Here is an 11,764-nt window from a genome sequence, read left to right as displayed (position 1 = left end):
TTGGGTATTTCGACAATATGACGCAAATCAAATTTTTGTAAAAATCAGCCGATTGCCAGGAATCTGTCCGGCTTACTACCTTTGCTTTATTGCTGAACAGTAACCTTAGCACACTTATGAAACTAATTGCGTTTGATGCAGACGATACCCTTTGGGTCAACGAGCCAAACTTTGTTGACGTAAAGCAGAAATTGTGCGAACTACTCGCGCATTATATTGACGAAGAAACGCTGTCGCAGCGGTTTTACGACGCCCAGATTCGCAACCTGCATTTGTTTGGCTACGGCGCAAAGAGTTTCATCCTGTCCATGATTGAGACGGCCATCGAACTCACTAACGGAGCCATAACGGGCGCCGAAATTCAACAAATTATTGATGTGAGCCGCAAACTGCTGGACTTCCCCATCGACGTGCTCGACGGGATTCCCGAAGTACTGGAAACCTTATCGAAACATTTTGAGTTGATGGTGCTGACAAAAGGCGACCTCTTCGATCAGGAAAGCAAAATAGCCCGGTCGGGTTTAGGTCATTATTTCAAACACGTCGAAATTGTCAGTGAAAAAAATGAGCAGGCCTATCAGCGTGTTTTACAAAAATATGGCGTACAACCGGCTGATTTTCTGATGATTGGCAACTCGTTGAAGTCGGATGTTCTGCCGGTTATTCAGATCGGTGCGCGGGCCATCCATATTCCCTACGAAATTACCTGGGTGCATGAGCGGGTAGATGACGAGCAACTGACCGGCAAATCGTTCACTACGCTGAGCAGTGCGCGGGAATTGCTGAATGTATTCGCAAAGGTCACAGAGACAGTGTAAAGGAATCGGCATCCAGATTGGCCGGAAACGCCGACCGAAACGCCCGTAATTCATCCAGCGACAGCATTTGCTGATGCACGAGGTCGGCATCGGTTTGACGGAACAGCACCTCGCCTTTAAAGTCAATCACGGCGGAGTCGCCAGTGTACAGGTGATGCTTGCCATCTTCGCCAACACGGTTCACACCGACAACATAACTCAGATTTTCGATAGCGCGGGCCTGTAGCAACACATTCCAGGCGTTGCGCCGGGCGGCTGGCCAGTTGGCAACGTAGAGTAGTAAATCATAATCAAAATTCTGAGATTCACCAGCTTGATTCCGGCTCCAGACTGGAAAGCGAAGGTCGTAGCAGATGAGCGGGCAGATGCGCCAGCCTTTCCATTCTTTCACAATCCGGCGCGTTCCGGCCGTATAGACAGCATCTTCGCCCGCCATCCTGAACAGGTGACGTTTATCATACGTATCAAATTGTCCGTCGGGCTGCATCCAGACGAGCCGGTTAAAGAAACGGCCATTTTCCTGCACGACATAACTACCTGTCACTACGGCGCGGGTCTGCGCGGCCATTTGTTTCAGCCACCTGAATGTTGTTAGGTTCATGGGTTCGGCAACAGGGCGGGCATCCATCGTGAAGCCCGTTGTAAACATTTCGGGCAACACAATCAGGTCGGTCGGTTCGGGCAGAGTAAAAATACGCTCCTCCAGCATGGCCCGGTTCGCCACGGGGTCGTGCCAGTAAAGATCAGGTTGGAGGAGGGTGACATGCATAGAGCGGGGGGCAGGGGGCAAAGGGCAGGGCTATTACACCGCGCACCATGCCCCCTGCCCTTTATTTCGGGAACTTCATCTTATACTCCGCGTCGGTCTTGCCTTTAGTGATATCGGCTAATTTTTTCTTAATAAGCGTCCGCCGGAGCGTGGGCAGGTAATCTGTGAAGAGTTTACCATCGAGGTGGTCGTATTCGTGCTGAATAATGCGGGCAGCCATACCTTCGTATTCTTCCTCATGCTCGTTCCAGTCGGTATCGAAGTAATGAATCACAATGATTTCAGGCCGAAAAACCTCTCCCCGAATGCCCGGAATACTCAGGCATCCTTCTTCAAAGCCCCAGTCGTCGCCCGCTTCTTCAATAATTTCGGGATTGATAAACACTTTTTTGAAGCCAATCAGGGTTTTGTCAATGTCTTCTTCTGGTTCATCCTCATTAAGCGGTTCCCCATCGACCACAAACATCCGAATACTCTGCCCAATTTGCGGGGCCGCCAACCCCACGCCCGATGCGGCATACATCGTCTCAAACATGCTTTCACTCAACGCTTTCACATCGAGGCTGCCGGGTTCAATAGTTTTAGCCCGTTTCCGCAGAACCGGGTCGCCATAGGCAATTATTGGGAGAATCATATCTTTAATGAATAATGGAGAATGAATAATGGAGAATGGACGCCTTATGCACTATTCATTCTCCATTATTCATTCTGCATTACTTTTTGCTTTCCATATACGACTGAAGAATGATAGCCGCGCTCACTTTGTCGATATTACCTTTCTGTCGGCGGTCTTTTTTAGTGCTTCCACCCGCAATCATAGCCTGTAGCGCCATGACGGACGTAAACCGTTCATCATGCCAGTAAACCGGGATGTCGGGCAAAGCGTTCTGCAAATGGGTTACAAATTTCCTGACGCGGGGTGTATTATCGGTATCCGCGCCATCCAAACCTTTAGGCAGACCAACCACAAACGCTTCGACCGGTTCGCGCGCGACATACGCTTTGAGGTACTTCAGCATTTCGTGCGAAGGCACGGTTTCCAGCGCCGATGCAATCAGTTGCAGGGGGTCTGTAACGGCAATACCGGTGCGCTTCGCGCCGTAGTCAATCGCTAAAAGTCTGGCCATTTCAGCAACAAAGGTACGAAGGGGATAAGCAGGGGGCAAGGAGCGCAGCACAGGGAAGAAAAAAACTCACCAGCATTTTCTCATCCCTTAACTTAAAGGACGTGATTATACTCCTCGCTACGTGCTTCCGGCACCTTGCCACTTCTTCACATCCTGCGGGGTATCCAGGTCAATGGCCGCTAAGGGGAATAAAACGGCTGCACAGTCAGTTGAGTGCTGCTGAATCAGTTTTCGGGCACCTACATCGCCCGATAAGGCTAAAAAATCTGTTTTATACCGACGGTCGAACAGGGCCGGAACACCCAGATGCCCTGACTCCCCGTATCGGCAGGCCACAATACCCCGACCCGTTTGCTGGCGGGTTGCAATGAGTTGCCCGAGCAGGTCAGCGGTGATGTGTGGCTGGTCGGTGAGCAGAATCAGGAAGGCTTCGACCAAGTCATCAGTAAGTAAACTCAGTCCTGCCCGCAGCGACGACGCTAATCCTTCCTGCCAATCGGGATTTACCACAACGTGCACCGGAAGAGCAGCAAGTTCAGGCTGAATACGCTCCCGATTGGCGCCCACTACGACAATAACCGGTCCAGCTTTAAGCGATAAAGCCAGGTTTGTTGTGTGCCGGATTAACGTTGTTCCCTGTTGGGTGAGCAATTGCTTGGGTTCACCGCCCAATCGGCTCGACGAACCGGCGGCTAAAAGTAGGGTAGCAATGCTCATTGCCTGCGTTCGTTTATGCCTTTTCCAGATCGAACGGAAGCCGACGGATTCGTTTGCCCGTTGCGGCAAAAACTGCATTGGCTAATGCTGGGGCTAAGGGCGGCAAACCTGGTTCGCCGACACCTTTAATGGTTGGGCCGCCTTCGGCCAGAATATGCACCTCAACGTCCGGCATTTCGTTAATACGAAGCATCCGGTTTTTGTCGAAATTTGCCTGAACCGCCCGCCCATGCTCGAACGTGATCCCATCTTTATTGGCGGCAGTGAGCGCCATGGCAATAGCGCCTTCAACCTGCGCTTTCACAGTGTCGGGGTTGACGACCGTTCCTAAATCAATTACGCAATACACCTTATCGACGGTTAGGCCCCCGGCTTTGTTTTTGGAAACTTCCACAACCTGCCCGGCCAGTCCGGCAAAAAACTCCCATTGCGCCACGCCCCGGCCTTTCCCCGCCGGAAGAGGTTTATCCCATCCCGATATTTCTCTGAGTTTCGTCAGGACCCGTTTGGCATCGGAGTCTTTCGTGAGCATCGCCAGCCGGAACGCCAGCGGGTCCTGCCCGGCTTTATGAGCCATTTCGTCAAGGAAACACTCGTGGGCGAAGGCCAGCGTCGAACTCGTCACCGACCGCCAGTAGGTAAGCGGAATATGGATGTCGGCGTGAACGTAGCGTGTACTGAGGTTCGGAATTTCGTATTTCTGCTCGTTGGTACCTTCGAGCATGGTGCCATCGGGCTTGGTTTTGTCATACGTTTCGCCCATTGTCGCGTCGATGGACGGCGAAATGACTTTGTGCTGCAGGGCAACGGCTTTACCATCGGCTGACAAAGCCCCACGCATGGCTGAGAACGTCATCGGGCGAAATGGCCCAAGATGCGTATCATCTTCGCGGGTCCAGACAACCTTAACCGGTTTGCCGATAGCTTTGGAGAGCAGGGCCGCTTCGGTGGCGAAATCCTGCGTGAGCCGCCGGCCAAAGCCCCCGCCGTTGAACAGCACATGCACCGTCACGTTAGCTGCCGGAACCTTCAGCACGTTAGCTACCGCATCTTTGGTCAAATCGCCCCCCTGCGACGATACCCAGAGTTCGACCTTATCGCCGGACGAATTCACGCCGGGCTTGTAGTGGGCCAGGGCGTTCATCGGCTCCATTGTTGAATGGCTAACAACAGGGGTTTCATAGAAAGCTTCGAGTTGGGTTGGCGAGTCAGCAAAGGCTTTGTCGAAATCACCCGCATTGTGGCCCACGACGCCATCCGTTTTGGCTAAATTCCGGAGTTGCTTCTCGAAATCGGTAGAGCTAAAGGTGTCGTACCCCCGATGATCCCAGTTGATTTTCAACGCTTTGCGACCCTGCTGGGCCGCCCAGTAGGTATCGGCAATGACGGCCACACCCGCATACCGATTTTTGCCGACAACCCGATCGACCTTCACGGCCTGCCGGACCCCTTTGATTTTCAGCGTTTGAGTGGCATCGAAGCTAACTAACTTACTGCCCAATACCGGGCAGCGTTCGATGGAGGCATAGACCATGCCTGCTACGGTTGCATCTATGCCAAATGTAGCCTGTCCGGTCACTTTTAGCGGGACATCGGGCCGGGGCATCGACTTGCCCAGCATCGTAAACTGCGTCGGATCTTTCAGCTTCGGATCTTTCGGGACGGGGAGTTTAGCGGCTGTTTCGGCTAACTGCCCGTAAGAAAGTTTTTTGCCGGTGGGTTTATGGACAATCGTTGCGTTTTCGGCCACGCATTCAGTAAGTGGCACATTCCACTGTTGGCTGGCGGCCTGGCAAAGCATCTCACGAGCCGACGCGCCTACCTTTCGCATCTGCGTATAGCCGCCCCGGATGGAGCCACTGCCGCCCACTGCCTGCGACCACAACCCACCAAACTTACTTTCGCCCCCGGTTTGCCGGATAACTACTTTGTCCAGCGATACTTCCAGTTCTTCGGCGATCAGAGCCGGAACCGACTGGAAGGTTCCCTGACCGATTTCGGGCCGGGGATTCATGAGGGTAATTCGCCCCGATTTCTCAATGAGAATATAAGGCGTAAGTTCGACGGATTCAGGTAAGGCGCTTAGGTTCAGAACCGGGCTGGCAAACGCTTCGCTTGTGGGAAACCCAAGCGCAAAAGCCGCTCCGGTTAAACCGGCTGCTTTCAGGAAATCCCGGCGGGAGGTGCCGGACTGAGTTGGGTTTGTGCTCATCGCCGACCGATTTTAGGGGTGGATTTAGGTACTTTGGGCGCTACGGCCATGTCTGCCGACGCCGTATGAATGGCCTGTCGGATGCGGCCATACGTACCACAACGGCAAATATTTCCCTGCATGGCTGCGTCGATGTCGGCGTCGGTTGGCTTAGGCGTTTGTTTCAACAATGCCACGGCCGACATGATTTGCCCCGACTGGCAGTAACCGCATTGCGGCACCTGATGCTCAATCCACGCCTTTTGCACGGGGTGGTCGGCATGTTTAGAGAGGCCTTCAATGGTAGTGACTTGATGCCCCGCAGCCGCCGATACCGGAAAACTGCACGAGCGAATGGGGCTGCCATCCAGATGCACGGTGCAGGCCCCGCACTGGGCAATGCCACAGCCGAATTTGGTACCGGTCAGGCCCACCACATCCCGGATGGCCCAAAGTAATGGCATTTCCGGGTCTACATCGATCGTATAAGGCTGATTATTGATGGTTAATTTTAGGGATGCCATAATCAGGAGAACAGATAGATCAACAAGATACGGGTTTGTGGTAATCGGGCCAAATGAGATGTGATGAAAGGAACCGCTTGTGGGCAACGTGCAGCAGACTTTCTCATTAAGTGGGTTTCTTTCAACATAATCTGTTCCGGGCTGTTGTTTCTTTGACTACAACACACAAATTATGGAAACAAAGGCGACGCAAACCCGCGAAATTGGCCTTGGCGTTATCGGTATGGGCGGCTTTGGGCTGTTTGCCGTTCAGCAGTTTTTGCAGTCCGGACCGCCGGACCGCCCCCACACGAAGTTGGTGGCCATTGCCGGGTCGAAGCGGGAGGAGGCCATCAAAACGGCCAAACGATTTGGGGCCGAACAATTGGGAAGTATCGAAGAACTGGTCAATCACCCCGATGTCGATCTCGTTTACATTGCCACACCCCCTTTTCTACATTTTGAGCAGGCAATGCTGGCCCTGAATGCGGGTAAGCACGTTATCTGTGAAAAACCGCTGGCCCTGAATCCTGAAGAAGGGGCGCAAATGCTGGCCCTGGCTAAGGAGAAAGGATTGCTGATGATTACCAACCTGATGCAGCGATATAACCCCATGTTTGCCCGCATCAAACACCTGATTGATAAGAAATTATTGGGTGAATTTCTGCACGGATATTTTGAAAATTATGCGGGCGATGAAGGACTGTCGCCCGAACACTGGTTTTGGGATCGTAGCAAAAGCGGTGGGATTTTTATTGAACATGGTGTTCACTTCTTCGACATGTTTGCGGGCTGGCTGGGTGAAGGAACGGTACAGGCCGCGCAGGTTGTGAAGCGTCCGGGTAGTCAGGATATTGAGGATCAGGTGCAGGCTATAGTCGAGTATGGTAACGACGAAACGGGAAAGAAACTCGTGAATTTTTATCATGGTTTCACCCAGACCGGGCGTATGGACCGGCAGGAAATGCGGCTGCTGTTTGAACGGGGCGACGTTACGCTGTTTGAGTGGGTACCCACCCGGATGATCCTGCGCTGTGTGGCCGACGAAGAAACGAGCCGTGCCCTGATGGACCTATTTCCGGGCGCGCAACTGAACGTAACAGCTAACATCAGCGGTAAAGATCGACCGTTGCGCGGGCGGCACAAAGAGTTTGATGCCTACCAGCAAATCGAAATGCGGTTTGGATTTGGTGACGAAAAACAGCATCTCTATAGCCAGCTTCTCCGGCTCATGTTTCGTGATCAGGTCAATGCTATCCATTATCCGGAAACCCACAGGCTTATTACGGAAGAAAACGGCCTGAACTCCCTGACAATCGCCACTGACGCCGACAAGATGGCGCGAGCTGACCACCCCAACCCCGCATCAGTTAATAAAAAAATTTAGTAACATTGATTTCATAACGTGTAATCTCTACCATATAGCTGATTTTTTTTCGACCTTTGTGCGGTCTCATCTCTTCTCCGCACAGAACCTTATGATTACGGAGTCTCCTCAACTCGACAACCCAGACGGACAATTGTTCGTAACATCGCCTACTGGTGGCCCTATTCAATCCGCCATCACCTACGAAAAAATTCCGACCCACATCTACGCTGACGCAAAAGCTGCATCGCGGGCTGTGGCGCAGGAGATCGCCAGCCTCATTCGTCAGAAACAAAGCGAAGGGAAGCCCTGCATTTTGGGCCTGGCAACCGGCTCATCCCCCAAAACGGTTTATGCCGAACTGATTCGGATGCACCGCCAGGAAGGGCTGAGTTTTCATAATGTCGTTTCGTTCAATCTGGACGAATATTACCCGATGGAGCCAGACTCACTCCAGAGTTACTGGCGGTTTATGCGGGAGCAATTGTTCGACCATGTCGACATTCCGCAGGGGAACTACCACGTTCCCGACGGGACACTTCCGCCCGAAAAGGTAAGTGAATTTACAAAGCACTACGAATCCGGGATTGAAGCGGCTGGCGGGCTTGATTTTCAGTTGCTGGGTATTGGCGGAAACGGCCATATTGGTTTTAACGAACCGGGGTCGCTCATTAATTCGCACACCCGGCTGATGATGCTCGACAACTCGACACGGGCGGCTGCATCCGTTGATTTTGGTGGCTTGCCCCGAACACCCCGTAAAGCGATCACGATGGGCGTTTCAAGTATCCTGGGGGCACGGCGGGTGGTGTTGCTGGCCTGGGGTGAACGTAAAGCGCCTGTTATTCGCGGGGCTGTTGAAGGCCTGGTAACGGAACTGAACCCGGCATCTTATCTGCAAACGCACCCGAACGCCTTGTTCGTGATCGACGAAGCGGCTGCGTCGGAGTTGACCCGCATGAAAACGCCCTGGTTGGTGGACTCGGTCGTGTGGGACAACCGGATGAAGAAAAAAGCTGTTACGCATCTCTCGCTGACGCTTAATAAGCCAATTCTTAAACTGACCGACCGCGATTACAACGACAATGGCATGAGCGACCTGCTGGCGCAGTACGGTCAGGCCTATGATATTAACATCGACGTTTTTAACCAGCTTCAGCATACCATTACGGGCTGGCCTGGCGGCAAACCCAATGCCGACGATACCAACCGGCCCGAACGCGCCCTGCCCGCCCGAAAACGCTGCCTGATTTTCAGCCCCCATCCCGACGATGACATTATTTCGATGGGTGGCACCTTCCAGCGCCTGCGCGACCAGGGCCATGAGGTGCATATTGGTTATCAGACTTCCGGCAACATCGCCGTGGCCGACGACGAAGCCCTGCGGTTTGCCGATTATGTAGTGGACTTCAACACAAAATTTGGCATCGAAAGCCCCGAAGCCACCCGGATTTTCCAGGATGCGGCTGCATCACTGCGGGAGAAGAATGACAGCGAAATGGACACCGCCGAGGTGCGCTATGTGAAAGGGTTGATTCGCATGGGCGAAGCTAAATCAACGTGCCGGTTCGTGGGTATTCCGGTCGAGAACGCTCACTTCATGAACATGCCCTTCTACGAAACGGGAACTGTAGCGAAAAAACCCCTTAGCGAAGACGATATTAAGATTACGATGGCCTTGATCGAAGAGGTAAAACCGCACCAAATCTACGCAGCCGGTGACCTCGCCGACCCGCACGGTACTCACAAAGTATGCCTGGATGCTGTATTGGAGGCCGTTCGTCGCCTGAAGCAGTCGACCGCGTCGGTGGGGGGGCAGCCTGAACATTTTATGAACGATTGCTGGGTATGGCTCTACCGGGGTGCCTGGGCCGAATGGGATATTCACGAGATTGAAATGGCTGTGCCCATGTCGCCCGACCAGGTGATGAAAAAGCGGCTGGGTATTTTCAAGCATCAGTCCCAAAAAGACGGTGTCGTGTATCAGGGAACCGATTCGCGGGAGTTCTGGCAACGGGCCGAAGAGCGCAACCGTGCCACGGCTGCCTTGTATAATCGGCTTGGCCTGGCCGAGTACGAAGCCATGGAAGCGTTTGTCCGCTGGCGATTTTAGGTACCACTTTTCGGTTGACGAAAGCCACTTCCGGGCAGGGGGTGGCTTTTTCATGTCGTTAAAATTTCATGTAATCATTCATTATAATACAAAAATTGAATATACTTGCAGCAATATATAATAGTTGTATTATATAGCCCTTGTAGGAATATGACCAGGCAAAACAAACAGAGAACACTCCGGCTCTTCGCGCTGCACGAATTCATTCAGGATTATTTTACGAAATCGGACTGGATTAAAGTGGCGTATCTCACGGATAGCCTTGAGTTGATAGAAGATCATCCCCGGCTGATGCGTAGTCTGGATTTTAAAGACGATGATTATGAGGGCAATAGCTTACAGGTATTATCAAAATTAATCAGTGAAAATACCAGTAACTTATACGAAATAGAGCGATTTATTGAATCAAAAAAAGCGATTATAAATCGCCCCCTTCGGGAAGTGCCGGATTTCATTTCGACCGTTCAAACCAGCACGCCCGAGCGGGTGATCACATTCGCGCCCGATGTTTTTCGCATCCCGAACAAGCCCGTCGAAACAAACGTCCTGTCGGTCATGATGCCTTTTGACAGTAAATTCTCGGGGACGTATTCCGCCATTCGGAATAGTTGCGCCAAACTCGGCATTGACTGCCGCCGGGCCGATGATATTTGGGATAACAGCATTCTGATTCAGGATGTGTTTGATTTGATTTTTACCTCCAAAGCCGTCATTACCGATTTCACCGACCGAAACCCTAATGTGTTTTACGAAACAGGTGTGGCCCATACACTGGGCAAACTCGTGATTCCCATCACGCAGTCGGTCAGCGACATTCCATTCGACCTGAGGCACCACCGGGCCTTAACATATTTGCCCAATGCCGAAGGGTTATTGAAATTGGAAAAGGATTTGGAGAGAAAACTGGTGAAGGTGTTTAGTTGATTCATTCGCCTTACATGTTTACCTTCGGGAAACCTTCCCGGCTCTTATGCAATCTTCTGTTTCGACACGTTCCGCCAGTTCTCAACGTTCCGAAGTTGGTTCCGGTCGATTGCTCTCGCTCGATTTTTTTCGCGGGCTAACCGTTGCGGCCATGATTCTGGTCAATAACCCCGGCGACTGGGGGCATATTTATGCCCCGCTCGAACACGCTCCCTGGAACGGCTGGACACCTACCGACCTGATTTTCCCGTTTTTCCTGTACATCGTTGGGGTATCGATTACGTTTGCACTGGGCAGGTCGGCGGGGGGCAGGGAGCACGGAGCCGGGAGTAATAAGCAGGGCCTTGTCGGTAAAATTGTGAAGCGGAGCCTGACCCTTTTCTTGCTGGGATTGTTTCTGAATTTCTTTCCCCGGTTCGACATTACAACCGTGCGGATTCCGGGTGTATTGCAGCGAATCGCGCTGGTTTATTTAGCCTGTTCACTTATTTTCCTGAAAACAACGCCCCGCCAGCAGGTTTACCTACTCGGCATAGTATTAATTGGTTACTGGTTACTGTTAACGGTAATTCCCGTGCCGGGCGTGGGCTATGCGAACCTCGAACCCGAAAGCAACCTGTCGGCCTGGTTCGACCGGGTCATTCTAACGCCGGCACACGTCTATAAACCGGCCAAAGTATGGGATCCTGAAGGGTTGTTAAGTACGCTTCCTGCCATTGGCACCGGACTGTTAGGACTCCTGACCGGAACATGGCTGAGAAGTGGGCGTCCGTCGGCTGAGAAGGTCGCCTGGCTTTTTGCCGCTGGCTGCCTGACAACGCTTGGTGGGCTGATCTGGAATGGATTTTTCCCAATCAATAAAGCGCTCTGGACCAGTTCGTATGTGTTGCTGGCGGGTGGTCTGGCAATGCTTGGACTGGCCTTGTGTTACTGGCTGATTGATGTGCGGCACTATAAAAAAGGCGTGTTGCCGTTTGTGGCCTTTGGTGTGAATGCCATTACGGTATTTTTTCTATCCGGGCTGATTCCGCGTATAATGACCCTGATCCTTGTCACGAAATCGGATGGAACCCAGGTGGGTCTGCGGGATTATCTTTACCGAACGTTTATTGCTCCGCCTTTTGCCGACCCCAAAAATGCGTCGCTGGCGGGTGCACTTACATTTGTGCTTATCTGGTTCGGAATTTTGTGGTGGATGTACCGAAAAAACGTCATTATCAAAGTATAAACTTTGTT

At 52.3% G+C, this 11,764-nt stretch carries 11 protein-coding genes; 5 read left to right on the top strand and 6 right to left on the bottom strand.

All coding sequences use genetic code 11. The annotated features are described in order from the left end of the window. Positions 1-116: 116 nt before the first annotated feature. Positions 117-818 carry an HAD family hydrolase gene (locus ACYVI1_RS27570; protein WP_460914455.1) on the top strand — a complete coding sequence of 234 codons (702 nt, stop codon included), beginning with the start codon at positions 117-119 and terminating at the stop codon, positions 816-818. Here the strand turns inward: ACYVI1_RS27570 and ACYVI1_RS27565 are convergent. From ACYVI1_RS27565 to ACYVI1_RS27540, 6 genes are all read right to left on the bottom strand, one after another. Beyond that, the gene (locus tag ACYVI1_RS27565; protein WP_460914453.1) at positions 802-1,587 is read right to left on the bottom strand and encodes an amidohydrolase; all 786 of its coding nucleotides are present in this window, start codon (positions 1,585-1,587) and stop codon (positions 802-804) included. The genes ACYVI1_RS27570 and ACYVI1_RS27565 overlap by 17 nt on opposite strands. Before the next feature lie 61 nt (positions 1,588-1,648). Beyond that, positions 1,649-2,221, bottom strand: a complete 573-nt coding sequence (def, locus tag ACYVI1_RS27560; RefSeq protein WP_460914451.1) for a peptide deformylase — start codon at positions 2,219-2,221, stop codon at positions 1,649-1,651. Between the two features lie 79 nt (positions 2,222-2,300). After that, positions 2,301-2,714, bottom strand: a complete 414-nt coding sequence (gene ruvX / locus ACYVI1_RS27555; protein WP_460914449.1) for a Holliday junction resolvase RuvX — start codon at positions 2,712-2,714, stop codon at positions 2,301-2,303. A gap of 117 nt (positions 2,715-2,831) precedes the next feature. Further along, positions 2,832-3,431 (bottom strand): nucleotidyltransferase family protein, encoded by a 600-nt coding sequence (locus ACYVI1_RS27550; RefSeq protein ID WP_460914447.1) that lies wholly within the window; start codon positions 3,429-3,431, stop codon positions 2,832-2,834. Between the two features lie 13 nt (positions 3,432-3,444). Next, positions 3,445-5,643, bottom strand: a complete 2,199-nt coding sequence (locus ACYVI1_RS27545) for a molybdopterin cofactor-binding domain-containing protein (RefSeq protein WP_460914446.1) — start codon at positions 5,641-5,643, stop codon at positions 3,445-3,447. Beyond that, positions 5,640-6,146, bottom strand: coding sequence for a (2Fe-2S)-binding protein (locus tag ACYVI1_RS27540; protein WP_460914444.1), 507 nt, complete (start codon positions 6,144-6,146; stop codon positions 5,640-5,642). Before ACYVI1_RS27540 ends, ACYVI1_RS27545 begins: the two co-directional genes overlap by 4 nt. A 172-nt stretch (positions 6,147-6,318) precedes the next feature. Here ACYVI1_RS27540 and ACYVI1_RS27535 point away from each other — a divergent pair, with 172 nt between their 5' ends. The 4 genes from ACYVI1_RS27535 (at position 6,319) to ACYVI1_RS27520 (ending at position 11,756) form a co-directional block, all read left to right on the top strand. After that, positions 6,319-7,512, top strand: coding sequence for a Gfo/Idh/MocA family protein (locus ACYVI1_RS27535; protein ID WP_460914443.1), 1,194 nt, complete (start codon positions 6,319-6,321; stop codon positions 7,510-7,512). Between the two features lie 91 nt (positions 7,513-7,603). Further along, positions 7,604-9,604, top strand: a complete 2,001-nt coding sequence (locus tag ACYVI1_RS27530) for a glucosamine-6-phosphate deaminase (protein ID WP_460914442.1) — start codon at positions 7,604-7,606, stop codon at positions 9,602-9,604. A 150-nt stretch (positions 9,605-9,754) separates the two neighbouring features. Further along, a complete protein-coding gene (locus tag ACYVI1_RS27525; protein WP_460914441.1) occupies positions 9,755-10,528 on the top strand; it encodes a hypothetical protein in 774 nt (257 codons plus the stop codon). 46 nt (positions 10,529-10,574) lie between these two features. Beyond that, positions 10,575-11,756: an acyltransferase family protein gene (locus ACYVI1_RS27520; RefSeq protein WP_460914440.1), complete on the top strand. Its 1,182-nt coding sequence runs from the start codon at positions 10,575-10,577 to the stop codon at positions 11,754-11,756. The last annotated feature ends 8 nt before the right edge of the window (positions 11,757-11,764 follow it).

This window comes from Spirosoma areae (genome assembly GCF_054781775.1).
The sequence above is the reverse complement of the archived record's forward strand: the minus strand, read 5'-3'. Positions and strand labels throughout refer to the sequence as shown.